Here is a 25,494-nt window from a genome sequence, read left to right as displayed (position 1 = left end):
GCAAACAGCGTTAACTCTGCGACATCAAATTGGGCAAGTACGTCACGATGCCAGGGAAGACCGTGATGAGCGCAATCGCGATCACCAGCAGCAGGAAAAAGGGAATCGACGCCTTGGTGACCTGCCAAATATCCCTGCCCGTCATCGACTGGAGCACAAACAGGTTGAACCCCAGTGGCGGTGTGATCTGCGCAATCTCGATGATGATGACGATGTAGATCCCGAACCAGATCAGGTCGATGCCCGCAGCCTGCACCATCGGCAGGATCACCGCGCTGCTCAGCACCAGAATCGAAATCCCTTCCAGGAAGCAACCGAGTACCAGGAAGAACACCGTCAGCACCGCCAGCAGCATATACGGCGACAGCGCCATGCTTTCAACCTTGGCCGCCAGCACCTGCGGAATGTTCAGAAAGCCCACCGAGATCGACAACACCGCCGCGCACGCCACGATGAACGAGATCATGCAAGAGATCTTCATCGCCGACATCAGGCTTTCGCCCAAGCTTTTCAGCGACAAGGTGCCGCCCAGCTTGGCCAGCACCATCGCGCCGACAACGCCAACCGTCGCCGCTTCCGTTGGCGTCGCCCAACCGCCGTAGATGACGCCAATGACCGCCGCAATCAGCAAGCCCACCGGGATCAGCCGCCGCGAGTTCCACAGCTTGGAGCCAAAGCTCAACGCCGGATCACGCGGAGGCACCTTGGACGGATTCAGCAGCGACCAGACGATGACATAGCCCATGAACAACGCGATCAGCAGCAAGCCCGGCAAAATGCCCGCCATGAACAGACGCGCCACCGATTGCTGGGCCGTGACGCCGTAGACGATCATGATGATCGACGGCGGAATCATCAGCCCCAGCGTGCCGGAACCCGCCAGCGTGCCGATCATCATGCCTTCGTCGTACCCGCGCTTCTTCAGCTCTGGCAGGCTCATGCGCGCGACCGTTGCACACGTCACGGCGGACGACCCCGCCACCGCCGCCATGATGCCGCAGCCCAGAATGTTCACGTGCAGCAAGCGCCCCGGCAGCCAGCTGACCCACGGCCCCAAGCCTTTGAACATATCTTCGGACAGACGGGTACGGAACAAGATTTCGCCCATCCAGATGAACAGCGGCAACGCCGTCATCGGCCAGCCCCAGCTCGCGTCCCACATTGAAGAAACGATCAGCGATCCCACCGGCGCGTCGGTGAACACCGCCAAGCCCACCACGCCCATCGCCAGCAACGAAATCGCCACCCAGACGCCGCTGGCCAACAGCACCAGCAATACCACCAGCAACGCCCCGGATGCGATCAGAGTCGAATATTGATCCATGCTTGTCCCTGCATAGGAAGTGAAGGCCGGCGCGCGGCGCCCGCCCATGTCGCCCGGCGCGTTATTCCAACGCTGCCTCGCTGTTCTTGTCGTAGCCCGGCTCTTCGCCGCGCGCGACGGCAAGGGCCGCATCCACCAGCGCGATCGTCAGGATCACGAGTCCGGCCGCCAATGCCGATTGCGGGATCCAGAACGGAATGGCAAGCAAGCCGGGGCTGATGTCATCGAATTCAAATGACTGCCACGCAAACAGCACGGCCTGCCAGGCGATGTAGCCCATTAACAGCGCGGTGGACACGCAGCACCATAGTTCGACGACTTTGCGCGTACCGCCGGTCAGGCGGCTGACGATCAGGCCCACGCGAATGTGGCCGCCGTCGCGAAAGGTGTAGGCCAGACCCAGGAAGGTGGAGGCCGCCATGAACAGCCCCGAGATTTCGGTGGAGTCCACCGTATAGCCCAGCGCGCGGCCGATGATCTGCGCAATGATGCTGATGGCGATGCCGGCCAGAAATGCCGCGGCCAGCACGCCGCTAAGCGTGTAGAGGCCGTCAAGAAATTTTCTCAACATGATCTTGTACCGCTCCCGAAGATGCAGAAAAAGCGGGGCGCGTGGCCCCGCCAGCCGCTAGTTGGCGGCCGTCTTGGCTGGCGCCTGGGCGGCCTTGGCCGCCAGGTAGTTGTCCAGCACCTTCTGCTCGTCGGGGCTGGCGCTCTTGCGCCAGTCTTCCACCATGGTCTTGCCCACTTCGGCCAAGGCGTTCTGCACTTCCGGCCCCGCCTGCGTCACTGTGATGCCGTTCTTGCGCAACGTCTCGACGGTGTCTTCGCCCGCCTTGCGGCTCATTTCAAAGCCGCGCTTGGTGGCGCGTTCGCCGGCCGCCAGCACGATCTTCTGCACGTCCGGCTCCAGCGCGCGGAACGCGCGTTCGTTGATGATGACCACGTTCTTGTTGTGCAACGTGCCGGTGTACATGAAGTACTTGCAGTTGTCCCACACCTGGGTGTCGATACCGGTTTGCGCGCTGGTGAAAAGTGAGTCGATCAAGCCGGTAGCAAACGCCTGCGCCACTTCTGCGAACGGCAGAATCGTGGCCTGGAAGCCCAGCATCTGGCCCATCTTCTGCGTCGGCTGCGAATAGATGCGCAGCTTCTTGCCCTTGAAATCGGCAGGCGCGGAAACGGGCGTCTTGGTAAAGAAACCCTGCCCTGGCCACGCCACATAGGTGATGGCGCGCAAGCCGTTCTTGCCCAGCAGCTTGTCGAAGTACGGCTTCTGCGCGTCAGTCAGCAACGCGGCTTCTTCGTAGTTCGCGGAAATGTTCGGCAAGCCATCCAGGATATACATCGGATTTTCGTTGCCATACACACCCAGGCGGATCTCACCGGCCTGGATCTGCCCGGCCTGCACGGCGCGCTTGATGGCGTCGTGCTTGACCAGCGTGTCGTTGGAGCGCAAGTCCACCTTCAGCCGGCCTTGGCTTTCGGTTTCGACTTCCTTGATGAACTGACGGATGTTTTGCGTGAAGAAACTGCTTTCCGGATAACCGGAAGCCATGGTCCAGGTCGTGGCGGCAGAGGCCGCAACCATCGGGCAGGCGCAGGCCGCCGTCACCAAGAGCTTGCGTAAGAACTGCATGGAAATCCCCTTGTAGTGGTCTGACGAAGATACTGTTTCCAAGCTGCCGTTTAGCGCGCTGAACGCGACTCGCAATTCATTGTATTCATACAGGTGCCGTCATACAACTCAAAATTATGGCCTCCAAGTTGGTGCAGTTTTAGACACCAATGCACTGCATTTAGCCCTTATATGGCGCGCAATAGCGGCATAATGACGCATTGGCGCACCACCATGAACGGCATGCCCAGGCATAGGGATTACACGAACCCATATGACAACCTTGCGCCCCCTACAATGCGAGACATCCGCCCTACCCAGACGGAAGGTTCGCCCCCCCGATCCAACACGGAATCCGCGATTTGAACAACACGCCCAAGAAGCCCCGCACACGCTTGACTGACGTCGTTATCCAGACGCTATCCGAACGGCTGGATACGCAGGTTTACCGGCCCGGGCAACGGCTGCCTTCCGAGCAGGCGCTGTGCACGGAATTCAAGGTCAGCCGCACCGTTATCCGCGAGGCCATGGCGTCGCTGCGTTTGGGCGGCCGCGTCGTCAGCAGCCCAGGGCTGGGGGTGTTCGTCACGGAAGATCATGATCCGCCCATCAGCTTCGACATCCAGCCCCCGGCGGAGAGCCGCTGGGCGCTGCACATCATGGAAGTGCGGGTCGGCCTTGAAGTCGAAGCGGCGGGATTGGCCGCAGAACGCCGGACTCCGGCCAATATGGCCGATATCATTCAAGCCTCCGATGAGTTCAACGCCGCCGAAAGCGACCGCGCCGCAGCTGTGCAGGCCGACTTCAATTTCCATCTGGCGATTGCGCGCGCATCGAACAACCCCCACTTCGCGCATCTGCTTGAATCGGCGGTCAAAGACGTCATGCTGGACCTGAAAATCAAGCACGGCGGCAAGTCCGAGCAAGAGCTGCGCGACTATGAAAAACGCACCGCGCGCGAGCATGGCGTGATCATGGCCGCGATCATGCGTGGCGACCCCGGCGCCGCGCGTGCCGCCATGGCGCGCCACCTGGGGGAAAGCGTGGCGCGCTATCGCAAGCAGTTGGCTGCCAAGCGCTGAACCCCTGCATTCAACACCCCTGAAAACGGCCACATGGCCGTTTTTTTTCGGCGGCCGGAAAATCCCTGATTGACCACCTGTATGACAACCCCCATCATACGTATCGCCGCTTTAGTGTCTGCTCTTGCCATTCAGCCCGGGAATCTCGCACCCGGCGCCATGGCCGTATATCCTTGTTTTCCCAGGAGAAAGCAGTGTCAACACCGCAACAGAAAGCACGCGTGGGGGTCGATATCGGGGGTACCTTCACCGATGTGGCCCTTGAAATCGCCGGCAAGCTTCACTCAACAAAAGTTCTGACCGACTACGAGGCGCCCGAGCGCGCCATCGTTCAGGGTCTGCGCGATGTGGCCAAAGACGCCGGCATCGCCTTGTCGGACATCGGCATCATCATCCACGGCACCACGCTGGCCACCAATGCCCTGATAGAACGGCGCGGCGCGCACACCGCCTTCATCACGACCGAGGGCTTTCGCGACGTGCTGGAAATGCGCTCGGAAAGCCGCTTCGAACAATATGACCTGGACATCAAGCTGCCCCCGGCGCTGATTGACAGGCGCGACCGCCTGACGCTGCGCGAACGCATCGACGCCGCGGGCGGCGTACTGATCGCCCCGTCGGACGCCGACATGCAAGCGCTGGCCGAACAGATCGAAGCCGGCGGCTACGACAGCGTGGCCATCGGTTTCATCCACGCCTATGTGAACGATGCGCACGAACAGCGCATGCGCGATGTGCTCAGCCGCCGCCTGCCCGACGTGTCGATCTCAATCTCTTCCGAAGTCTCACCCCAGCTGCGTGAATTCGAACGCTTCAATACCGTCTGCGCCAACGCTTACGTGCGCCCGCTGATGCAGTCGTACCTGGACCGGCTGGTGAAGAAGATTCATGAGGCCGGCGCCGATTGCCCGGTGTTCATCATGCACTCTGGTGGCGGCATCATTTCGGTGGACAGCGCATCACGCTTTCCCGTGCGGCTGGTGGAATCCGGCCCCGCTGGCGGAGCGATCTTCGCCGCCCACATCGCCGCGCGCTATGCGCTGGACTCCGTGCTGTCCTTCGACATGGGCGGCACCACCGCCAAGATCTGCCTGATCGACGAGCAAACCCCCAAAACCGCCAACACGTTCGAAGTCGCGCGCACCTACCGCTTCAAGAAAGGCAGCGGCATGCCGATTTCCATTCCAGTTGTGGAAATGGTGGAGATTGGCGCGGGCGGCGGGTCCATTGCCGGGCTGGACGTCATGCGGCAAATTCGCGTCGGCCCGCATAGCGCAGGGTCCGAACCCGGCCCCGCCTGCTACCGCCGCGGCGGCAAGCTGCCCACTGTCACCGATGCTGACTTGCTGCTCGGCCGCCTGGACCCCGACAATTTCGCGGGCGGATCGATCTCGCTGTCCACCGAATTCGCCCAGACTGCCGTACTGAACGAAGTCGCGCAGCCGCTTGAACTGTCTGCTCAAGATGGTGCGTATGGCATCGCCGAAGTCGTCGACGAGAACATGAGCAACGCCGCGCGCGTGCACACCGTGGAAAGCGGCCGCGAGATCTCCAAGTACACGATGATCACCTTTGGCGGAGCCGGCCCCCTGCACGCTGCGCGCCTGTGCGAAAAGACCGGCATCGACCGCTTCCTGGTGCCGCCCGGCGCGGGCGTGGGTTCCGCAATCGGCTTCCTGCGATCACCTTTTGGCTATGAAAGCGTGCGCAGCGCCAACTTCCGGCTGACGCGTTTCGATTGCGCCGCCGTCAACCACTTGCTGGCGCAGTTGCAGGACGAAGCCATGACCTTCGCGCTGCAAGGCGATTCACGCGAGACACCCGTTGTCGAAGCCAAGGTCTATATGCGCTATGTGGGCCAGGGCTGGGAAATTCCCGTGATGCTGCGCACGACGCAATTCTCGGACGGTGACGTGACGCGACTGCGCGACGACTTCGAAGCCGCGTATACGCGCTACTTCGGACGGCCGATTGATGGGCTGGATATCGAAGCCATCAGTTGGGCCGTCAAAGCGAGTTCGCCGCTGCCGCCCGTGCAGCGCCTGACGCTGGTCAAGGCCAATGCCGACGCGCCCGCCGTCGGGCAGCGCCGAATCTTCGACGCGAAGCTGCGCGAAATGGTCGATGCGGCGATCGTCGAACGTGAAGGGCTGCCCACTGGCGCACGTATCGCCGGGCCTGCGATCGTGGTGGAACGCGAAACGTCCACGCTGATCACGTCGTCTTTCGAAGCCATCGTCCAAGCCGACGGCTGCCTGCTCGTGTCGAGCAAGCGCACCGCCGCCACCGCCTAAGGAGCCGGCCATGAGCACCGACAACCTGAAGAACATTCACATGCAAGTCATGTGGAACCGCCTGATTTCGGTCGTGGAAGAACAAGCCCTGGCGCTGATCCGCACCGCATTCAGCACCAGCGTGCGCGAAGCTGGCGATCTGTCCGCCGGCATCTTCGACCAGCAAGGCCGCATGCTTGCGCAGGCCGTGACGGGCACGCCGGGCCACGTCAACACGATGGCCGACGCCGTGCCCACGTTCATTGCCGACATCGGGCCGGAGAACATCTTCGAAGGCGACGTCTACCTGACCAACGACCCCTGGAAAGGCACCGGCCACCTGCACGACTTCACCGTCGTCACGCCCTCGTTTCGGGACGGCCAGCTGATTGGCTACTTCGCTGCAACGGCTCACGTGGTTGACGTCGGCGGACGCGGCTTCGGCCCGGACGCGCGCGAAGTCTATGAGGAAGGCATTTGCGTGCCGATCATGAAGTTCGCCGTGCGTGGCGACATCAACCGCGATCTGGTCAACATCCTGCGCAACAACGTACGCGAATCGGACAAGGTGGTGGGCGACTTGTACGCGTTGGCGGCGTGCAATGATACCGGGCATCGCCGCCTGATGGAGATGATGGATGAGTTCGAGCTGACCGATCTGGACGGCATTGGCGGCTTCATCCTGGAACGCAGTCTGGCCGCGACCTTGGAACGCATCGCGGCGTTGCCGCGCGGCAAGTACAAAAACGAAATGACCCTGGACGGCTACGACCAGCCCGTCACGTTGAAGGTGGAACTGGAAGTGGGCAGCGACGGCTTGGTCGCTGACTTCGCGGGAACGTCGCCCGCCAGCACATACGGCATCAACGTGCCGCTGGCCTACGCCAAGGCCTACGCGTGCTACGGCTTGAAATGCGTGATTGCCCCCGAGGTGCCCAACAACACCGCATCGCTCGCGCCATTCTCGGTGGCGGCGCCCGAAGGCTGCATCTTGAATGCGCAGCGCCCCAGCCCGGTGGCCGTGCGCCACGTGCTGGGCCACTTCGTGCCCGATCTGGTGCTGGGCGCCCTGCACCACTTCCTGCCGGAACGCATTCCCGCCGAAGGCTCGGGCGCGCTGTGGAACCTGCACGTCAGCGCCCGCCCCGCACAAGCCGATTCCGGTTTGCCGCCCGCCGAAATCCTGATGTTCAACAGCGGCGGTACCGGCGCCCGCCCGACGCTGGACGGATTGTCGTCCACCGCGTTCCCCAGCGGCGTGCACGCCATGTCGGCCGAAGCCACCGAACAAACCGGCCCCATCGTCGTATGGCGCAAGGAACTGCGTGAACACTCCAGCGGCGCGGGCCAATACCGCGGCGGCTTGGGCCAGGTGATGGAACTGGGTCCGCGCGACGGCTATGTCTTCCGCTTCAACGCCATGTTCGACCGTATCGGCAACCCTGCACGCGGGCGCGCCGGCGGCTTGTCCGGCGAACCGGGCAAGGTGTCGCTGAGCGACGGCACCGTGTTGCGCGGCAAGGGCACGCAGCATGTGCCGCCCGGCGAACGGCTGGTGCTGGAACTTCCTGGCGGAGGCGGCTTCGGCGCGCCCGCCAAGCGGGACCGCGATGCGCTGCGCCATGATCTGGCCAACGGCTACATCGACGAAGCGGGCCTGCTGAAACACTACGGCTTGACGCCCGAACAGCTGAACACCGAGGCAGCACAATGAAGTATGAGAATCGACGAACACGGGACTTGCCGACCTCGCCCAGCATGGCGGTGTCGACGCGCGCCCGCGCCCTGCGCGCCGAAGGCCGCAAGATCATCGACTTAAGCGTCGGCGAACCGGACTTCAACACGCCAGACCATATCCAGCACGCCGCGACCGAGGCCATGCGGCTAGGCTGGACGCGCTACACCGTGCCCGCTGGCAGCCCGGAACTGCGCGCCGCCATCGTCCGCAAGTTCAAGCGGGAAAACGAGCTGGACTATGCGGCGGATGAAATCACCGTGGCCAACGGCGCCAAGCAACTGCTCTTCAACGCGTGGCTCGCCACGTTGGAAGCCGGCGACGAAGTCGTGATTCCCGCGCCGTACTGGGTGTCATACAGCGACATGGTCAGCCTGCACGGCGGCGTGCCCGTCGTTCTGCCCTGCCCGCCGTCGCAAGGCTTCAAACTCACGCCCGCCCAATTGGAAGCGGCCATCACGCCGCGCACGCGCTGGTTCATCTTGAACTCGCCGTGCAACCCGACGGGCGCGCTCTATAGCGACGCCGAGCTGCAAGCACTGGGCCGCGTGCTCGACGCGCACCCGGACGTACTCATCATCTCTGACGAGATCTATGAGCATGTGCTGCTAAGCGATGCGCCCTTCGTGTCGTTTGGAAAAGCGTGCCCGCAGTTGCGCGAGCGTCTGCTGATCATCAACGGCGTGTCCAAAGCCTACGCGATGACCGGTTGGCGCTTGGGTTATGCGGCCGGCCCGCACGGGCTGATCGCCGCACTGAACAAGCTGGAATCGCAAAGCACCACCAGCGCCAGCGGCGTGTCGCAAGCGGCGGCCATCCAGGCGCTGGACGGCCCGCAGGACTTCGTCACCACCAGCCGTGCCGAATACCAGGCGCGCGGCGAACTGACCGTTGCGGGGCTGCGCCGTATCAACGGACTGACGCTCGCGCAGGCGCCGCTGGGTGCGTTCTATGCGTATCCCGAATGCTCGGCGCTGATCGGCAAGAAGACGCCGGACGGCAAGGTGCTGCAGACGGACGTGGACGTAGCGACGTATCTGCTGGAAAGCGGCGGCGTGGCAGTAGTGCCGGGCGCGGCGTTCGGCATGTCGCCCTATTTCCGCCTGTCGTTCGCTGCCAGCCGTGAAGCGTTATCCGAAGCGTTGGCGGCCATTGAAACGGCAGTGAAGGCATTGCAGCCAGCCTGACGGGCATCATCGCAGTCACCCAATAAAAAGCCCTGTATCCATTCAGATACAGGGCTTTTTTATGGGGCCAGGCGCATCACGCCACGTGTTGCAGGAAATCCTTCAGGCGTTGGCTGGGCGGATTGCTAAGCAGTTCGGCGGGCGGGCCGTCGTGCGCGATCTTGCCCGCGTCGATGAAGATCAAGCGGCTGCCCACCTTGCGGGCAAATTCCATTTCGTGCGTAACGACCACCATCGTCATGCCCTCTTCCGCCAGGTCGCGCATCACCTTCAGCACTTCGTGGCGAAGTTCGGGATCCAGCGCGGACGTGGGCTCGTCGAACAGCATCAGCTTGGGCTTGATCGCCAGCGCGCGGGCAATCGCCACACGTTGCTGCTGGCCGCCGGAAAGCTCCGACGGATAGTGGTTCATGCGTTCGCTCAGCCCGACCTTGTGCAGCAAGCCCTGGGCGAGTTCGCGCGCTTCGCCGCGGTCTTGCCCACGCGTATGCACCGGCCCGAACATGACATTCTCAAGCGCGGTCATCTGCGGGAACAGATTGAATTGCTGGAACACCATGCCGGCCTCGCGACGGATCTCGCGCACCTGCGCGGCGTCGCCCTTCACGCTTAGCCCATCAACGAGCAAGTCGCCGCCGTTGATCGTTTCAAGCACGTTGATGCAACGCAGGAACGTGGATTTGCCCGAGCCCGACGGCCCGACCACCACCACGACCTCGCCCGCGTCGATGTTCAGCGAAATGCCGTTCAACACCATGGACTCGCCAAAGTTCTTGGTGACGTTATGAAATTCGACCATGCTCATAGTATGCGCATCCTTCTTTCCACCAGGTGCAGGCCCAGCGCCATCAAGCCGGTCAGGATCAGGTAGACGATCGCGACGGCCGACCAGATTTCAACGGCGCGGAAGTTGCTGGCCATGATCTCCTGGCCTTGCCGCGTCAGTTCAGCGACCCCGATCACGATGAACAGCGAGGAATCCTTCAAGCTGATGATGCACTGATTGCCCAACGGCGGGATCATGCGGCGAAATGCCACCGGCCCGATGATATGGAACAGGATCTTGTGAAACGGCAGACCCATTGCCTGGCCCGCTTCCTTCAGCCCCTTGTGCACCGACAGCAGCGCGCCGCGGACGATTTCGGAAATGTAGGCGCCGGAATTGATGATGAGCGTGACGATGGCCGCCCACTCGGCATCCACGCGAAGATTGGCCAGCAGCGGCAAGGCGAAGTAGATGAACATCACCTGCACGACGATCGGCGTGCCACGGATGACCGCCACATATACCTGCGCGATGGCCGACAGGATCGGATGCCCGTATGCCCGCGTCACGCCCGATAGCGCGCCCAGCAGGAAACCGCCCACCAAGCCCCAGAACGTGATCTTGACGGTCATCAGCGTACCCTCAAGCAAGTTGGGTAGCGCGGCTTGAATTACACCCCAGTCAAACTCCACGATATTCCCCCTATGGCGCCATCTTGCGCCGCATCATGGTGGGACCGCCGGGCGGCGGAAACGGCTCGGGGCCGTCCGCCCGAGCGCGGCGTTCCGGTTGGAACGTCCGGCGCCCTTACCGGCGGGCGGCCCCGAATGCAAAGCGTATGCGCATCGATTACGGCTTTTTACCGAACCACTTTTCGTAGATGGCGTCGTACTGGCCGTTAGCCTTCAGGGTGGCCAGCGCCTTGTTCACTTGCGGGACCAGTTCGCTGCCCTTGGGGAAGGCAATGCCGTAGAAGTCGCCGCTCTTGACCGACCCCACCACCTTCACGCGGCCCTTGCCGGCCGTATTGGCGTAGTACTGCACGTTTGGCGTGTCGTGCACGGCGGCGTCCACGCGGCCCGTGGCCAGTTCAAGATAGGCGTTGTCGATGTTGGGGAACAGCTTCAGCTTGGCGTCCGGCACCTGCGCCTTCAGGAAGTCCACCGTGGCGGTGCCCGTCTTGACGGCGACGGTCTTGCCAGACAGCGACTTGGCGTCCTTGATGTCGGTGTTCTTGTCGCCGACCAGAATGGCCAGGCCGCTTTCGTAGTACGGGTCCGAGAAATCGATGACCTTCTTGCGGTCATCGCGGATCGTGATGCCCGCCAGCGCGGCGTCGATGTTCTTCGTTTGCAGGCCGGGGATAATGCCGTTGAAGTCCATCGGCTGCAGCTTGTACTTCAGGTTCAGTTCCTTGGCGACGGCCGCCCAGAGATCAATGTCGAAACCCACATAGGTATTACCCTGCTTGAATTCGAACGGCACGAAAGCGGTATCGGTGGCCACCACCAATTCCTTGCCTTGGGCCTGGGCGCCGGAGACGGCGCCGAACATGGCCACGGACAGGCCGACCAAGGCGGCGGCGACTTTACGTTTGATCATGAAACTCTCCTCTTGGGGACCGTCGGCACCCCGGGGTTGTTGTAGGGGCATGATTCCTGGCTACGCCGGGGTCTCCGGTGCAACGTATTGGGGATCTTAACGCATCCGTCCCCACCGGACAGAGCTTAGAAAAATTACAATCCCCATGACACCCGGAGAATCCCCATGCCCTACAAATATGTACGCATTGCCGGAAATCGGCGTCAGGTTGGACAGGCGCTGGGCAAGCTGGCCCGTCCCCTCATGTCGGTATATTTGAACCAAAGCAGCACCTGGGAAGCCCTGCGGCCCTGGCGCGGGCACGCCTATGTGACCGAACTTGGACAACAGGCGCGCGCGGCGCTGCCGGCGCTTTGGGAAGAACTTGAAGGGCTGGCGGACGGCCTGCGCATGCCGGTCGAAGACGTGCTGCTCTGGAATTGCCGCGGCGACCTGCTCCACAGCACCGGGGACGGCTGCACCTCGGTCGCCCTGAAGGCTGCCGACGGTTCACGCTGGATCGGCCATAACGAAGACGGCGACCCCTATCTGTACGGCCGCTGCCATCTGGTGGATGTCGCGCTGGACGACGCGCCCGGTTATCTCAGCTTCTACTACCCGGGTTCGTTGCCCGGACATACTTTCGGGGCCAACCGGGCCGGTCTGGTGCAGACCATCAACAACCTGCGAACCCGCCAGCGGCATGCCGGCGTGCCGCGCATGTTGCTTGCGCGGGCCGTGCTGGATTGCACGACGCTGGACCAGGCGACCACCCTGCTGCGCGATCTGCCGCGGGCCGGCGGCTTCCACCATACGCTGGGCAGCGCCACGGACTCGCGCCTGATCAGCGTCGAGGCCACGCCTGGCGGAGTGTCCATCCTGGACGTCGGCACGCGCTATGGGCACGCCAACCATATGGTCCACCGCGAAACCCGGGGGCAGCCCCAGGTCGTCACCGAATCATCGCGCGAACGCCAAAACCGCATCGAAGGGATCGTGGACGGCTGGTCGCCCGACACCGGCGGCGCCGACGTGCTGGCCGCCCTGCATGACACGCTGGGCGCGCTGCCCATCCTGCGCACGGATGCCAGGGACCCCGACGGCGAGAACACGCTTGCCACCGCGGTATTTGAAATTCGGGACGACGACGTCGCGCTGCGGGTCTATGACCGCCGGGACAAGGCGGATATCGCATTGGACGTGATGTCCGATCCCGACTGAGCGGGACCGGACATCGGGGCCCGCCTTACGGCGCGCCGTAACCGCCGCCGCCCGGCGTTTCCACGACGAACACATCGCCCGGATGCAGCTGGGCGCTGTCTTGCGGACCAAGCTCCTCGATGGAGCCGTCAACCCGTTCGACCGTATTGCGCCCCATCGCCCCCGGCTGCCCGCCCGCCAGACCGAACGGCGCAAACCGCCGGTTATTGGACAGGATGGCCGCCGTCATGTCTTCCAGGAAGCGGATGCGGCGCACGCCGCCTTCGCCGCCCGGGTAGCGGCCCGCACCGCCCGAGCCCTTGCGGATCTCGTAGGATTCCAGCCGCACGGGGAAACGGAACTCCAGCACTTCGGGGTCCGTCAGACGCGAATTGGTCATGTGCGCCTGCACGACGGACGTGCCCGCGAAGCCCTCGTCGTGCGGGCCCGCGGCATCGATGCGCACCGGCCCGGCGCCAGTGCCACCCGAGATGGTCTCGTAGTACTGATGGCGGGCATTGCCGAACGTGAAGTTGTTCATCGTGCCCTGGCTGGCTGCCAGCACGCCCAGCGCGCCGTACAGCGCGTTGACGATACACATGGAGGTCTCGACGTTGCCCGCCACCACCGAGGCCGGCGGATTCGGGCGCAGCATCGAACCTTCCGGCACGATGATCGACAGCGGCACGAGGCAGCCATCGTTCAACGGGATATCGTCGTTGACCAGCGTGCGGAACACATACAACACCGCCGCCACGGCGATCGCGCCCGGCGCATTGAAGTTGTTGTCCAACTGCGCCGACGTGCCGGTGAAGTCCACCACGGCAGTGCGCGCGGCGGTATCCACCTTCACGGCCACGCGAATGACCGCGCCGTTGTCCAACGGGTATTCGTAGCTGCCGTCCTTCAGCACCGAAATCACGCGGCGCACCGCCTCTTCGGCGTTGTCCTGCACGTGACCCATATAGGCGCGCACGACATCCAGGCCGAAGTGGTCGCACATGCGCAGCAGCTCCTGCACGCCCTTTTCATTGGCCGCGATCTGCGCATGCATGTCGGCGATGTTCTGGTCCGGATTGCGCGCGGGCCAGCGGCCGGAACCCAGGATGTCGCGGGCGGCCTGTTCACGGAACTCGCCGTTCTTCACCAATTGGAAGTTGGTGAACAACACGCCCTCGTCTTCCACTGTCTTGGAGTCTGGCGGCATCGAGCCCGGCGTGGTGCCGCCGATGTCGGCGTGGTGGCCGCGCGACCCGACATAGAACAGGATCTGGCGTCCGTCGTGATCAAACACCGGGGTGATGACCGTGACGTCGGGCAAGTGCGTGCCGCCATGGTAGGGGTCGTTCACCACATACGCGTCGCCCGGCATCATGCGGCCCGCATTCGCGTTCATGACCGTGCGCACCGATTCGCCCATCGACCCCAGGTGCACCGGCATGTGCGGCGCATTGGCGATCAGGCGCGCCTGCGCGTCGAAAATGGCGCAGGAGAAATCCAGGCGTTCCTTGATGTTGACCGAATACGCGGTGTTCTGCAGCCGATAGCCCATCTGCTCGGCAATCGACATGAACAGGTTGTTGAATACCTCGAGCATGACCGGGTCGGCCTGCGTGCCGACCACGCGGCGTTCCTGGCGGACTTCCACGCGACGGATCACGAAGTGGTCCTGCAACGTCAATTCCGCCTGCCAGCCGGGTTCGACCACCGTGGTCTGGTTGGGCTCGGAGATGATGGCGGGGCCCGCCACCACGTCGCCGCCCGCCATGTCTTCGCGGACATACAGGGGCGTGTCGCGCCAGGCGCCCGCACTGTACATGCCGACCACGCGGCGCGGCGCCAGCGCGCCCTCGCGCGTGCGCGACACGGCCGCTTCGCCAACGCGTTCGCCGCCACCCGTGGCTTCCACCGAAATGGTCTCGACCACCAGTTCGCGGTTCGGCATCAGGAAGGAATAGCGCTGCCGGTACGCCGCTTCAAAATCGCTGCGCGCCTGATCCAGGCCCGAAAACGCCACTTCCAACGCCGTGTCGGTGCCGCGGTACTTCAGGTGCAGGCGGCGCTGCACGCTGATGTCGCCCTCCGGCACGTGCTGGCGGCGCAACTCGCCCACCGCTTGCGAGGCCAGTTCATCCAGCTCGTCTTTCAACTGGCCCATCAGGCTGGCGTCCAACACTTTTTCGACGGTCTTCTGGCGCATGTCCGTCTGATCGGCCAGCCCCATGCCGTAGGCCGACAGCACGCCGCCCAGCGGGTGCGCGAAGACCGTCGTCATGCCCAGGGCATCGGCCACCAGGCAGGCATGCTGGCCGCCGGCGCCGCCGAATACGGTCAGCGCATATTCCGTCACGTCGTGGCCGCGCTGCACCGAAATGCGCTTGATGGCTTCCGCCATGTTGCCCACGGCGATTTCCAGAAAGCCCTCGGCCAGTTGCTCTGGCGTCATCTCTCGGCCCGTCGCCGCGCGCACCTCGTCCGACATGGCGGTGAAGCGGTCCACCACGGCGTCGCGGTCCAGCGCTTGATTGGCGTCGGGACCGAAAACCTTGGGAAAGAAGTCTGGCTGGATCTTGCCCAGCAGCACGTTGCAGTCCGTCACGGCCAGCGGGCCGCCCCGGCGATAGCAGGCAGGCCCGGGGTTGGCGCCAGCCGAATCGGGGCCGACGCGCAAACGCGCGCCGTCGAAATGCAGGATCGAGCCGCCGCCCGCCGCCACCGTGTGGATGCTCATCATCGGAGCGCGCATGCGCACGCCCGCGACCTGCGTTTCGAATTCCCGCTCGAACTCGCCGGCATAGTGGGACACGTCGGTCGAGGTGCCGCCCATGTCGAAGCCGATCACTTTCGGGAATCCGGCGATTTCGCTGGTGCGCACCATGCCGACGATGCCGCCGGCCGGCCCGGACAGGATGGCGTCCTTGCCACGGAAACGGTGCGCGTCGGTCAGGCCGCCGCTGGATTGCATGAACATCAGGCGGATGCCCGGCAATTCGCCGGCCACCTGGTCCACGTAGCGCTTCAGGATCGGCGACAGGTAGGCGTCCACCACCGTGGTGTCGCCGCGCGACACGAACTTGATCAGCGGGCTGACCTCGTGCGAAGCCGATACCTGCGTGAACCCGATCTCGCGCGCGATGCGAGCGGCGCGCTGCTCGTGCCCGGTGGCGTGCCAGGCATGCATGAAGACGATGGCAACGGCGCGAATGCCGCTGTCGAAGGCGGCTTGCATGCTTTGGCGCAGGCCCGCCTCGTCAAGGTCGCGAATGACTTCGCCATCCGCCGCCACGCGCTCGTCGGCCTCGACGACCGACTCGTACAGCATTTCGGGCAGCATGACGTTGCGGTCGAACAGCCGCGGCCGGTTCTGGTAGGCAATGCGAAGACCGTCGCGGAAGCCGCGCGTCGTGACCAGCAAGGTGCGCTCGCCTTTGCGTTCCAGCAAGGCGTTGGTCGCAACGGTGGTACCCATCTTCACGCAGTCGACCTGCTCGACAGGCACCGGCTGCCCGGGCGCCACGCCCAGCAGCTTGCGGATGCCCGCGACCGCCGCGTCACGATACTGCTCGGGATTCTCCGACAGCATCTTCGCGGTGGTGGTGGTGCCATCGGGGCGCCGCGCCACGATGTCGGTAAAGGTGCCCCCACGATCAATCCAGAATTGCCACTTCTTCATACATGTCCTTGAAAACGAACGGCCGCGGCGCATAAGCCGCGGTCGGAGTGCAGGTGACGGGGCGTGCCCGAAAGGGAATCAGAGAGAGGTTGCCGCCCGGGCCGCCTGGTCGTACAGGCCGGACAACGCGCGCAGCGTGTGCGCCAGCTGCCGGCTGAATTCCAGCCCGCCCCCGCCCGGCGCATCGAGGCCGGCGGTCAGGCATTGTTCGCGGATCTCGCCGTAGCGCTTGATGATCGCCGCGCCTTCCGGCGTAACGCTGTAGAACACTTCCTTGCTGCTGCGCTGGCCTTGCACCACGCCAAGGCGATCCAGCTTCTTCAGCGCGTAGCTGACGATATGCGTGTCTTCGACGTTGAGCGTGAAGCAGATGTCGGCCAGCTTCTTGGGACGCTGCCGGTGATAGACATGGTGAAAGACCATGACGTCGGTGGGCGTCAGTTCCGGCAGGCCGGCCGCCGCCATGCAGCGCACCGTCCACCGGTCGAAGGCGTGGCTGGCGATCATCAGCCCGAATTCGACTTCGGACAGATCGGGCGCGCTGCCGTCGGCCAGATGGGACGACGACGCGATCAGAGAAGAGCTCATGGAAGGCGCTAGCCAAGTTGATCTGATCGAAATACTAATAATTTATGGATATTTCATCCATAAAAAATAACCATCAGACGACAGGAAACCCCCATTTCGAGGGAAATCCCCTAGCGTTTTACCCAGCAAATTCGGGAATTCAGGGGGCAGACCAGCCCATTGGCAGATTGGCTCGGATCAGCCAGCCCGCAATCGAAATACGGGGCGCGATGTCGGGCATGGCGTCCCCCGGGCCGAACCAGCGGGCATCGGCGATCTCGTCTTCTTGCACCCGGATATCGCCCGACACGTAGTCGGCCGTGAAGGCGACCATCAGCGAATGCGGGAACGGCCAGGGCTGGCTGCCGAAATACTGCAGGTTACCGACCTTCAGGCCGACTTCTTCGAAGACCTCGCGGTGCACGGTCTGCTCGATGCTCTCGCCCGGTTCGACGAACCCGGCCAAGGCGGTGTAGCGGGACGTGGCCGTGGTGGTGTGGCGCGCCAGCAGGATGCTGTCGCCCTTGCGGATCAGCACCATCATCGCAGGCGAAATGCGCGGATACGCCGAGAAACCGCAGGACGGGCAGCGAAGGCAGAATTCGTGCGCGACCCGTTCGGCTGGCGTGCCGCAGACACCACAGAACCGGTGCGTGCGTGCCCATTCCGCGATCTGGTAGGCCCGGCCCGCCAGCGCCATGCGTTCGTCGTCCAGCACCCCGAACAAGGAACGCAGCTTCTTGAAGGCGTAACCCTCGGGCGCTTCCAGCCCCGGGTCCACATGAATCGTGCGGTACGGCGACGCGGGGGTGATCCAGACTGGCTGCAAGGCGGCGGGCGCCAGGCCGATGCGTTCACACAGCGCCATATCCGGCAACACGCTGGACGTTTCTTGAACCAGCAATTCATCACGGCGAAATACGAAATTCACACGGGCCTCTGCACTACGTTTTCGATCTTGCAATCTTAGAAGAAAAACGGGTCCCTGGATGCGTGGCGACGCCGCGACGCAAAAAGATTCAACCTTCAACGATAGCGGGTCCGTCAGCCTAGGATTAACCCGTAAAACCCCTTTTTTTGTGCGCGATGTTGCCCCGCAGCACCCTAGAATGGCACGGCTTTCAAGCCGCGCCACAACGGCGCGGCCATCTCTTTCGCAATGCCTATCGGGCACAACCCGTCTTCATCATTCGCAAAGAAGGACCACTCATGTACAAGAAAATCTCGCTGCTGGCTGGCAGCATCATCCTGGCGTTCAGCGCGGGCGCACAGGCGCAAACGAAGTGGGACCTGCCCAGCGCTTACCCGGCCAGCAACTTCCACGTGGAAAACCTGACGACGTTCATCAAGGACGTCGACACCCTGTCGCAAGGCAAGCTGAAGATCCAGCTGCACAACAACGCGTCGCTGTACAAGGCTCCGGAAATCAAGCGCGCCGTGCAAGGCAACCAGGCGCAAATCGGCGAAATCCTGCTGACCAACTTCGCCAACGAAGACCCGATCTACGAACTGGACGGCCTGCCCTTCCTGGCCACCGGCTATGAGGCGTCGTTCAAGCTGTACCAGGCGCAGAAACCGTTCCTGGAAAAGAAGCTGGCTTCTCAGGGCATGACCCTGCTGTACGCCGTGGCATGGCCGCCCCAGGGCATCTTCGCCAACCGCGACATCAAGCAGATCAACGACATGAAGGGCCTGAAGTGGCGCGCATACAGCCCGGTCACGGCCAAGATCGCCGAACTGGTCGGCGCGCAACCGGTCACGGTGCAGCAAGCTGAACTGGCGCAAGCGCTGGCCACCGGCGTGATCGATTCGTACATGTCGTCGGCATCCACCGGCTACGACACCAAGACCTACGAATACATCAAGAAGTTCTACGACACGCAAGCCTGGCTGCCCAAGAACGCCATCATCGTGAACAAGAAGGCTTTCGACGCGCTGGATCCGGCCACGCAGGATGCCTTGAAGAAGGCCGCCACCCAAGCCGAAGAACGCGGCTGGAAGCTGTCGCAGGAAAAGAACAAGTGGTATCAGGCGGAACTGGCCAAGAACGGCATGGAAACCATCAAGCCCACGGGCGAGCTGAAGGAAGGCCTGTCGGTGATCGGCAAGCGCATGCTGGATGACTGGCTGAAGAAGGCAGGCGCCGACGGCCAAGCCATGATCGACGCCTACAAGAAGCAGTGATAGTTCCATGCGCCGCTTTCTAGATGGTCTTTACGGCGCGGCCGGCCTGTTGGCCGGCTTGTGCACGATCGGCGTGCTGGTGTCGGTGCTGGCGGCGATCATCGCCCGCCAGCTCAGCTTCAATATCCCGGGCACCGACGCCTACGCCGGCTACTTCATGGCGGCGGCAGGCTTCCTGGCATTGGCCAGCACGTTCAAGCACGGCGAACACATCCGTGTGACGCTGCTGTTGAATTCGCTGGCCCCCGCCCCCAGCCGCCGCCTGGATATTTTCGCGCTGGCCGTGGGCTGCCTCCTGGCCTCCGCCTTCGCGTTCTTCAGCGTCAAGTTGACCTACGACTCCTGGCAGTTCCAAGACATCTCCACGTCCAACGACGCCACCCCGCTCTGGATCCCGCAGATCTCCATGGCGGTGGGCACGATCCTGTTCCTGGTCGCCCTTCTTGACGAGCTGGTCCGCCGTACACGCGGCCTGCCCGCCGCTTCTTCGCAGCAAACCCATGAATGAACTTCTTGTCATTACCCTATTGGTCGTCTCGATCTTCGTGCTGTTGGGCTGCGGGGTCTGGGTCGGCCTGACGCTGGCGGGCACGGCCTGGATCGGGATGGAGATCTTTTCCAGCCGGCCGGCGGGCGACGCCATGGCCGTCACCATCTGGGGCGCTTCGTCCAGCTGGACGCTGACCGCCCTGCCACTGTTCTTGTGGATGGGGGAAATCCTGTTCCGCACCCGGCTGTCCGAGGATCTGTTCAAGGGCCTGGCCCCGTGGTTGAACCGGTTGCCCGGCCGGCTGCTGCACACGAACGTGATCGGTTGCGCCATCTTCGCCGCCGTGTCGGGATCATCGGCCGCCACCTGCGCCACCGTCGGCAAGATGACCATTCCCGAACTGACCCGCCGCGGCTACCCGGAAGACAAGATCCTGGGCACGCTGTCCGGCGCCGGCACATTGGGCCTGCTGATCCCGCCGTCCATCATCATGATCGTCTACGGCGTGGCGGCGGACGTCTCCATCGCCAAGCTGTTCATCGCCGGCATCTTTCCGGGCGCCATGCTGGCCCTGCTGTTCATGGGCTACATCGCCTGGTGGGCGATCCGCAACCCCGACCAGGTCCCCGCGGCCGACCCGGGCCTGACGTTCATGCAGAAACTGTCGCGTTCGCGCCACCTCATCCCCGTGATGCTGCTGATCGGTGCGGTGCTGGGTTCGATCTACTCCGGCATCGCCACGGCCACGGAAGCGGCCGCGGTAGGCGTCGTGGGCGCATTGATCCTGTCCGGGCTGCAGGGCTCGCTGACGCGCGCCACGTTCAAGCAATCGCTACTGGGCGCGACGCGCCTGTACTGCATGATCGCGCTGATCCTGGCGGGCGCGCAGTTCCTGACACTGGCCATGGGCTACATCGGCCTGCCGCGCGCGCTGGCGGAATGGATCGGCGGATTGGGCCTGTCGCAATTCGGCCTGATCATGGCGTTGATGGTGTTCTTCGTCGTGCTCGGCTGCTTCCTGGACGGCATTTCGATCGTGGTGCTGACCATGGGCGTGCTGCTGCCGACGGTGCAAGCCGCCGGAATCGACCTGATCTGGTTCGGCATCTTCATCGTTTTCGTGGTGGAAATGGCACAGATCACGCCGCCGGTGGGCTTCAACCTGTTCGTGCTGTCGGGCATGAGCGGGCGGGAACTGCCTTACATCGCCCGCGCCTCGTTGCCGATGTTCTTCCTGATGATCCTGGCGGTCCTGCTGCTCTATGCCATCCCTGGCATCGCGACGTGGCTGCCACTGCACATGACCTTGTAAATCGTCGTGGCTCTGCCGAAACCCCGTTCTCAGAACGGGGTTTTTTTTGGCGACCATCCGGCGACGGTTCCGCGCGCCTCCTGTTTTCGAATTCTGTAAACCAGGGAAAACGCCGAAAAAAAAGTGGCCCTACACAACCAGTAACTTTTTTAGAATCCCCTGGCGCTTACACGTTGCACCAATGTGGCGCAGTCATACCTTTCGGGCCAACGCTCCGGACCCGCGCTTACTCAAAGCGTCGGTGCCGCGGCCCGGCGTCAGACGATCCGCCCGGCGCAACACACCCGGCCACAAGCCAGGTGCAATCAAAAACAGCTACACAGGAGGAGTCCTCAGTGAAACGCATCACCCTATCCCTCGCCCTCGCAGGCCTTGGCCTGGCCGCCGGCTCGGCTTCGGCTGAAACCAGCGTCACCCTGTACGGCATCGCCGACGTCAGCATCCGCTACCTGAACACCAGCGCCGGCAGCGTTGGCCAGGAAGGCAGCCGCGTCTCGATGGAGAACGGCGCCATTTCCAACAGCCGCTGGGGCCTGCGCGGCTCGGAAGACCTGGGCAACGGCAATCGCGCCTTCTTCCGCCTGGAAAATGGCTTCAACCTGCAGAACGGCAATTCGTCGGCGTCCGGCAAGACGTTCGGCCGCCTGGCCTACGTGGGCCTTGACGGCGGCAGCATCGGCCAACTGACCCTGGGTCTGCAAAACACGCCGATGCACGATCTGCTGGCCGACTACTTCGACCCGCTGACCATCGGCAACTACGACCAGAACGCCTGGATGCCCGCCGCCATGGGCCGCGTGCGCACCAACAACATGACCAAGTACGCCAACACCATTGGCGACTTGTCCGTGGCGCTGTCGTGGGCCAACGGCGAAAGCTGGGAAGACCACAAGGCCGGCCAGCAGTATGGCGCCAGCCTGCGCTACATGGTTGGCAAGCTGGGCCTGGGCGCCGCCTATCAGCAGACCTTCGACGGCACCGATTCCGATCTGCGCCAGCGTGTCTGGAACTTGAACGCGTCCTACCAGTTCGACAGCGCCAAGATCTTCGCCGGCTACTACAACGGCCGCGACGAAACGGGCTGGGTCAACGCCGTCATGGGCGGCACCACCACCGCCTCGGGGCTGGATCGCAAGGACAACGGCTACTTCGCCGGCGTGACCTGGCAAGCCACCCCGCGTTGGGCCATCACCGGCGCCGGCTACTACGACCAGAGCAAGAACGTGGTCACGGAAGGCGACAAGGGCAAGCGCTACGCGCTGGTCGCGGTGGCGGAATACGCGCTGTCCAAGCGTTCGCAAGTCTACGGCACCGTGGACTGGAACAAAGTCAGCGACGCCGCCAGCGGCGAAATCGCCGGCAAGAGCAATCAGGTCGGCGCGGCAGTGGGCTTCCGCCACATTTTCTAAAGCCTGACTGCCTTGCGGCCCGCGCCTGGGCCGCATGGAAAAAAGCCCATCGCGACAAAGCGATGGGCTTTTTGTTTGTCTACAGCATCGCCATGCGGCTGTTGACGAGGTCGGTCACCAGCATATGCCCCGGTGCATGCGTGATGCAGAACTCGGGCCGCACCGACGCGACCACGGACTGGGGCGTCACGCCGCAAGCCCAGAACACCGGCATTTCGCCGGGCCGAATCTCGACAGCATCACCGTAGTCCGGCCGATCGATATTCGAAATACCGATCAGCGACGGATCCCCGATGTGCACGGGAGCACCGTGCACGGAGGGAAAGCGCGAGGTCACCTGGATGGCGCGGATCGCGTCCGCCGCTTTCAACGGCCGCATGGAAACCACCAAGGGCCCGCCAAATACGCCGGCGGGATGGGTGGGAATGTTGGTGCGGTACATGGGCACATTGCAGCCCTGCTCGATGTGGCGCACGGGCAGACCGTTATCCAGCATCGCCTCTTCGAACGAAAACGAGCAACCGATCAGGAACGACACGAGGTCATCGCGCCAGTAATCGCGCACGTCCGTGGGTTCGGCGACCAATTCCCCGTCCTTCCAGACCCGATAGCGCGGAATGTCGGTTCGGATATCGATGTCCACGCCCAATTCGGGCAACGCCGGGTCGCCCGGTTCAGACATGGCCAGCAAAGGACAAGGCTTGGGATTGCGTTGGCAGAAGTGCAGGAACTGGGCCGCCAATGCGCGCGGCAGAATCGCCAGATTCGCCTGCACATGCCCCGGGGCAAGATTGGCGGTCGGGCCGGTCAGTTTCCCGCTGCGCGCCGCCAGGCGCGCCTCGCGGGCTAGCTCGACACGGTTACGTACTACGTCGGCGGGCGCCATGGAGATCCTCTCGTTGCAAGGGTGAAATGGCAGCCGCTCAGCGGTCGGCCAGCAGCGTTTCAACCGACAGGCCGATCGCCAGGATACGGCGGTCGGCGCCGTTGCTGCCCGCGATCATCAGGCCCACCGGCGCCGTGCCTGCGGCATGGCACGGCAGCGACAACGCGCAGCCATCCAGGAAGTTGATCAGCGTGGGATTGCGCAGGATCAGGCCGTTGGCCGCGTAATAGGCCTCGTCGGAAGCCGACAGGTCAGCCACCGCGGGCGCGACGATGGGCGTGGTGGGCATGATCAGGGCGTCGTAGCCGGCGATGCGGTGGTCAACGGCAGCCACCCAGGCCTCGCGGGCGTCCAGCAGGTCAAGGTAGTCGGCGGCGGACATGTCCTGCCCGCGCATGATGCGCGACACCACGCGCGGGTCGTAGCGCTTGCCCGCGCGGGCGATCAGGTCGCGATGCCAGGCCCAGGCTTCGGCGGCGGTGAAGCCGCCCTTGCTGTTGATGCTGCCCATTTCCGCGAATTCGGGGATGGCAATTTCGTCGACCAACGCGCCGGCGTCTTTCAAGCGCGCCACGGTGGCCGCGAACGTGTCGGCGACGTGCTTTTCCATGGCGTCCAGCGCCAACGTCGTCGGCACGGCCAGCCGCAGACCGCGCAGCGGCAGCGCATCCGGCAGCGGACCGCCGTCGCCGGACAAGATGGCGTCCAGCTCGGCGCAGCAGCGCACGCTGGCGGCGATGGGGCCGATGGAGTCCAGGTTGGCGGACAACGGCAGCACGCCCGTCATCGACACGCGCCAGGCGCTGGGCTTGAAGCCGGTCAGGCCGCACAGCGCCGCGGGGATGCGCACGGAGCCACCGGTATCGGAACCGATGCCGGCAACCGCCATGCCGTCGGCCACGGACACCGCGGCGCCGGAGGACGAGCCACCGGGGATGCGGCCGGTCTTGCGGTCGTACGGGTTCAGCGGCGTGCCGTAATGCGGATTGATGCCCAGGCCCGAATACGCGAATTCGGTCATGTTGGTGCGGCCGATGATGACGGCACCGGCCGCGATCAGGCGCTGGACGACTTCGGCGTTCTCGTCGGCCGCCGGTTCGCCTTCGCGCGCCACCGAGCCGGCCATCGTGGTTTCGCCTTCGATGTCGAACAAGTCCTTGATGCTGATGGGCAAGCCTTCCACCGCCGACCGGACGATGCCGGCCGCGCGCAACGTGTCGGACGCGCGCGCCTGCGCCAGCGCCGATTCGGCATACAGCTTGGTGAACACGCGGGCGCCCTCGCCCGCCTCGTCGCGGGCGCGGGCCAGGGCCGCTTCAGTCAGTTGCACCGCGCTGGTGCGGCCCTCGCGCAGGGCCAAGCTCAGTTCATTCAAGGTCGAAGCCATCATTGTCCTAGTGCCGCCTTGCGGCAAAAAAGTGCGAACAGGCGCAGCCTTCCTGGGCGCGCCTGACGGTCAATGCCGTGCGAAACCGGAATCAGGCCACCACAGGCAGCGATTCAACATGATAACGGTGGCGCAGCGTGCGCTGGCGGCGCGGATCGAAGAGTTCCATGGTGAAGTCCGCGGCAGCGCGGATGCCGCCGATGGCGCCCACCGTGCCGCAGGTCATGCCCGCGCCTTGCGGCAGCACGGCCGCGCCGCCGGTGTAGCCGGCGATCAGGTCTTGCGGCGTGCGCAGCGTGGACAGCGGGCCTTCCTGGTACAGCACTTTTTCGCCGTTCTCGACGATGTAGGAACGGATGACGAGTTCATCCCAGTAGTCGGCCACGTCGGCCAGGCGCCAGGCCGTGGTCGCCACGGGCTTCACGCAGACCTGCTTGGACATGGCCACGCTGACCGTCTCCAGCTTGCGGTCGGTGTGGTCGGACGCGATGCTGACGTACATCTCGCCGTCCACGGCGAACACGAAGGTTTCGACCTCGCCCGAGGAATCTTCGCCCACGGCCTGCACGCTTTCCGCCTGGGTCAGCTGATTGTCGGCGATGCGGTAGTACAGCGGCACGCTGGTCGGCCGCGGCACGCCGATGGCGGCCAGCTCTTCGATGTGGTGCTCGATGGCAGCCATGTCGCGTCCGGCCCAGCCGGCCACGATCAGGGTGTTGAAGTCCACTTCCACTTGGCGGGGATTGGCGTCGTCGATGTTGAATACGGCTTTCATATCAGTCCTGCGAAATCAAAGGGTGGAATCGGGGGGGGCCCGGAC

At 63.8% G+C, this 25,494-nt stretch carries 21 protein-coding genes; 9 read left to right on the top strand and 12 right to left on the bottom strand.

Translation table 11 applies throughout. From position 1 onward, the window contains the following. Positions 1-10: 10 nt before the first annotated feature. From ACE039_RS06645 to ACE039_RS06635, 3 genes are all read right to left on the bottom strand, one after another. Positions 11-1,324 carry a TRAP transporter large permease gene (locus tag ACE039_RS06645; RefSeq protein ID WP_485821965.1) on the bottom strand — a complete coding sequence of 438 codons (1,314 nt, stop codon included), beginning with the start codon at positions 1,322-1,324 and terminating at the stop codon, positions 11-13. A 61-nt stretch (positions 1,325-1,385) separates the two neighbouring features. Next, a complete protein-coding gene (locus tag ACE039_RS06640) occupies positions 1,386-1,895 on the bottom strand; it encodes a TRAP transporter small permease (protein WP_310028263.1) in 510 nt (169 codons plus the stop codon). A gap of 57 nt (positions 1,896-1,952) precedes the next feature. After that, positions 1,953-2,963: a TRAP transporter substrate-binding protein gene (locus ACE039_RS06635; RefSeq protein WP_310028260.1), complete on the bottom strand. Its 1,011-nt coding sequence runs from the start codon at positions 2,961-2,963 to the stop codon at positions 1,953-1,955. A gap of 374 nt (positions 2,964-3,337) precedes the next feature. On the opposite strand from ACE039_RS06635, the gene ACE039_RS06630 reads away from it, so the two are divergent. From ACE039_RS06630 to ACE039_RS06615, 4 genes are all read left to right on the top strand, one after another. Beyond that, a complete protein-coding gene (locus ACE039_RS06630; RefSeq protein ID WP_485821964.1) occupies positions 3,338-4,024 on the top strand; it encodes a FadR/GntR family transcriptional regulator in 687 nt (228 codons plus the stop codon). Between the two features lie 194 nt (positions 4,025-4,218). Beyond that, positions 4,219-6,318 (top strand): hydantoinase/oxoprolinase family protein, encoded by a 2,100-nt coding sequence (locus ACE039_RS06625; RefSeq protein ID WP_485821963.1) that lies wholly within the window; start codon positions 4,219-4,221, stop codon positions 6,316-6,318. Positions 6,319-6,328: 10 nt separating this feature from the next. Beyond that, on the top strand, positions 6,329-8,011 hold the full coding sequence (locus ACE039_RS06620) for a hydantoinase B/oxoprolinase family protein (protein WP_485811775.1): 1,683 nt from the start codon (positions 6,329-6,331) through the stop codon (positions 8,009-8,011). A gap of 26 nt (positions 8,012-8,037) precedes the next feature. Next, entirely contained in the window at positions 8,038-9,219 is a 1,182-nt protein-coding gene (locus ACE039_RS06615; protein ID WP_485820977.1) for an aminotransferase class I/II-fold pyridoxal phosphate-dependent enzyme, read from the top strand. A 76-nt stretch (positions 9,220-9,295) separates the two neighbouring features. Here the strand turns inward: ACE039_RS06615 and glnQ are convergent, their stop codons facing one another. From glnQ to glnH, 3 genes are all read right to left on the bottom strand, one after another. Then, a complete protein-coding gene (glnQ, locus tag ACE039_RS06610; RefSeq protein WP_105558257.1) occupies positions 9,296-10,024 on the bottom strand; it encodes a glutamine ABC transporter ATP-binding protein GlnQ in 729 nt (242 codons plus the stop codon). Next, positions 10,021-10,677 carry a glutamine ABC transporter permease GlnP gene (gene glnP, locus ACE039_RS06605; protein WP_105558258.1) on the bottom strand — a complete coding sequence of 219 codons (657 nt, stop codon included), beginning with the start codon at positions 10,675-10,677 and terminating at the stop codon, positions 10,021-10,023. Before glnP ends, glnQ begins: the two co-directional genes overlap by 4 nt. Before the next feature lie 157 nt (positions 10,678-10,834). After that, positions 10,835-11,587: a glutamine ABC transporter substrate-binding protein GlnH gene (gene glnH / locus ACE039_RS06600; RefSeq protein ID WP_105558259.1), complete on the bottom strand. Its 753-nt coding sequence runs from the start codon at positions 11,585-11,587 to the stop codon at positions 10,835-10,837. A gap of 165 nt (positions 11,588-11,752) precedes the next feature. Between glnH and ACE039_RS06595 the strand changes: the two genes are divergently transcribed. After that, on the top strand, positions 11,753-12,787 hold the full coding sequence (locus ACE039_RS06595; protein WP_485821962.1) for a C45 family autoproteolytic acyltransferase/hydrolase: 1,035 nt from the start codon (positions 11,753-11,755) through the stop codon (positions 12,785-12,787). Positions 12,788-12,812: 25 nt separating this feature from the next. Here ACE039_RS06595 and ACE039_RS06590 read toward each other — a convergent pair whose 3' ends face one another. The 3 genes from ACE039_RS06590 to nudC all read right to left on the bottom strand — a co-directional run bounded on the left by ACE039_RS06590 (position 12,813) and on the right by nudC (position 17,937). Next, the gene (locus tag ACE039_RS06590; protein ID WP_485821961.1) at positions 12,813-16,439 is read right to left on the bottom strand and encodes a hydantoinase B/oxoprolinase family protein; all 3,627 of its coding nucleotides are present in this window, start codon (positions 16,437-16,439) and stop codon (positions 12,813-12,815) included. A gap of 78 nt (positions 16,440-16,517) precedes the next feature. Continuing rightward, the gene (locus tag ACE039_RS06585) at positions 16,518-17,027 is read right to left on the bottom strand and encodes a winged helix DNA-binding protein (RefSeq protein ID WP_105558262.1); all 510 of its coding nucleotides are present in this window, start codon (positions 17,025-17,027) and stop codon (positions 16,518-16,520) included. A 139-nt stretch (positions 17,028-17,166) separates the two neighbouring features. Next, complete coding sequence (gene nudC, locus ACE039_RS06580; RefSeq protein WP_105558263.1) at positions 17,167-17,937, bottom strand: NAD(+) diphosphatase; 771 nt, start codon at positions 17,935-17,937, stop codon at positions 17,167-17,169. A gap of 278 nt (positions 17,938-18,215) precedes the next feature. On the opposite strand from nudC, the gene ACE039_RS06575 reads away from it, so the two are divergent. The 4 genes from ACE039_RS06575 (at position 18,216) to ACE039_RS06560 (ending at position 22,401) form a co-directional block, all read left to right on the top strand. After that, a complete protein-coding gene (locus ACE039_RS06575) occupies positions 18,216-19,190 on the top strand; it encodes a TRAP transporter substrate-binding protein (RefSeq protein WP_485821960.1) in 975 nt (324 codons plus the stop codon). Positions 19,191-19,197: 7 nt separating this feature from the next. After that, the gene (locus ACE039_RS06570; protein WP_448708557.1) at positions 19,198-19,698 is read left to right on the top strand and encodes a TRAP transporter small permease; all 501 of its coding nucleotides are present in this window, start codon (positions 19,198-19,200) and stop codon (positions 19,696-19,698) included. After that, positions 19,691-20,992, top strand: a complete 1,302-nt coding sequence (locus ACE039_RS06565; RefSeq protein WP_105558266.1) for a TRAP transporter large permease — start codon at positions 19,691-19,693, stop codon at positions 20,990-20,992. The genes ACE039_RS06570 and ACE039_RS06565 overlap by 8 nt, the downstream gene beginning before the upstream one ends. Before the next feature lie 335 nt (positions 20,993-21,327). Further along, entirely contained in the window at positions 21,328-22,401 is a 1,074-nt protein-coding gene (locus tag ACE039_RS06560; RefSeq protein WP_105558267.1) for a porin, read from the top strand. 79 nt (positions 22,402-22,480) lie between these two features. Here ACE039_RS06560 and ACE039_RS06555 read toward each other — a convergent pair whose 3' ends face one another. From ACE039_RS06555 to ACE039_RS06545, 3 genes are all read right to left on the bottom strand, one after another. Further along, the gene (locus ACE039_RS06555) at positions 22,481-23,287 is read right to left on the bottom strand and encodes a putative hydro-lyase (RefSeq protein ID WP_105558268.1); all 807 of its coding nucleotides are present in this window, start codon (positions 23,285-23,287) and stop codon (positions 22,481-22,483) included. A 37-nt stretch (positions 23,288-23,324) separates the two neighbouring features. Further along, positions 23,325-24,674 carry an amidase gene (locus ACE039_RS06550; RefSeq protein WP_485821975.1) on the bottom strand — a complete coding sequence of 450 codons (1,350 nt, stop codon included), beginning with the start codon at positions 24,672-24,674 and terminating at the stop codon, positions 23,325-23,327. Between the two features lie 91 nt (positions 24,675-24,765). Continuing rightward, positions 24,766-25,449, bottom strand: coding sequence for a DUF2848 domain-containing protein (locus tag ACE039_RS06545; RefSeq protein ID WP_313464885.1), 684 nt, complete (start codon positions 25,447-25,449; stop codon positions 24,766-24,768). Positions 25,450-25,494 lie beyond the last annotated feature (45 nt).

The organism is Achromobacter maghribensis (assembly GCF_057334215.1).
This window is presented reverse-complemented; position numbering and strand designations above follow the sequence as displayed.

Excerpts from the sequence above, each read along its gene's own strand:
- ACE039_RS06645 (WP_485821965.1), bottom strand. The coding sequence starts at position 1,324 with ATGGATCAATATTCGACTCTGATCGCATCCGGGGCGTTGCTGGTGGTA.
- ACE039_RS06640 (WP_310028263.1), bottom strand. The coding sequence starts at position 1,895 with ATGTTGAGAAAATTTCTTGACGGCCTCTACACGCTTAGCGGCGTGCTG.
- ACE039_RS06635 (WP_310028260.1), bottom strand. The coding sequence starts at position 2,963 with ATGCAGTTCTTACGCAAGCTCTTGGTGACGGCGGCCTGCGCCTGCCCG.
- ACE039_RS06620 (WP_485811775.1), top strand. The coding sequence starts at position 6,329 with ATGAGCACCGACAACCTGAAGAACATTCACATGCAAGTCATGTGGAAC.
- glnQ (WP_105558257.1), bottom strand. The coding sequence starts at position 10,024 with ATGAGCATGGTCGAATTTCATAACGTCACCAAGAACTTTGGCGAGTCC.
- glnH (WP_105558259.1), bottom strand. The coding sequence starts at position 11,587 with ATGATCAAACGTAAAGTCGCCGCCGCCTTGGTCGGCCTGTCCGTGGCC.
- ACE039_RS06595 (WP_485821962.1), top strand. The coding sequence starts at position 11,753 with ATGCCCTACAAATATGTACGCATTGCCGGAAATCGGCGTCAGGTTGGA.
- ACE039_RS06590 (WP_485821961.1), bottom strand. The coding sequence starts at position 16,439 with ATGAAGAAGTGGCAATTCTGGATTGATCGTGGGGGCACCTTTACCGAC.
- ACE039_RS06585 (WP_105558262.1), bottom strand. The coding sequence starts at position 17,027 with ATGAGCTCTTCTCTGATCGCGTCGTCGTCCCATCTGGCCGACGGCAGC.
- ACE039_RS06575 (WP_485821960.1), top strand. The coding sequence starts at position 18,216 with ATGTACAAGAAAATCTCGCTGCTGGCTGGCAGCATCATCCTGGCGTTC.
- ACE039_RS06570 (WP_448708557.1), top strand. The coding sequence starts at position 19,198 with ATGCGCCGCTTTCTAGATGGTCTTTACGGCGCGGCCGGCCTGTTGGCC.
- ACE039_RS06565 (WP_105558266.1), top strand. The coding sequence starts at position 19,691 with ATGAATGAACTTCTTGTCATTACCCTATTGGTCGTCTCGATCTTCGTG.
- ACE039_RS06555 (WP_105558268.1), bottom strand. The coding sequence starts at position 23,287 with ATGGCGCCCGCCGACGTAGTACGTAACCGTGTCGAGCTAGCCCGCGAG.
- ACE039_RS06550 (WP_485821975.1), bottom strand. The coding sequence starts at position 24,674 with ATGGCTTCGACCTTGAATGAACTGAGCTTGGCCCTGCGCGAGGGCCGC.
- ACE039_RS06545 (WP_313464885.1), bottom strand. The coding sequence starts at position 25,449 with ATGAAAGCCGTATTCAACATCGACGACGCCAATCCCCGCCAAGTGGAA.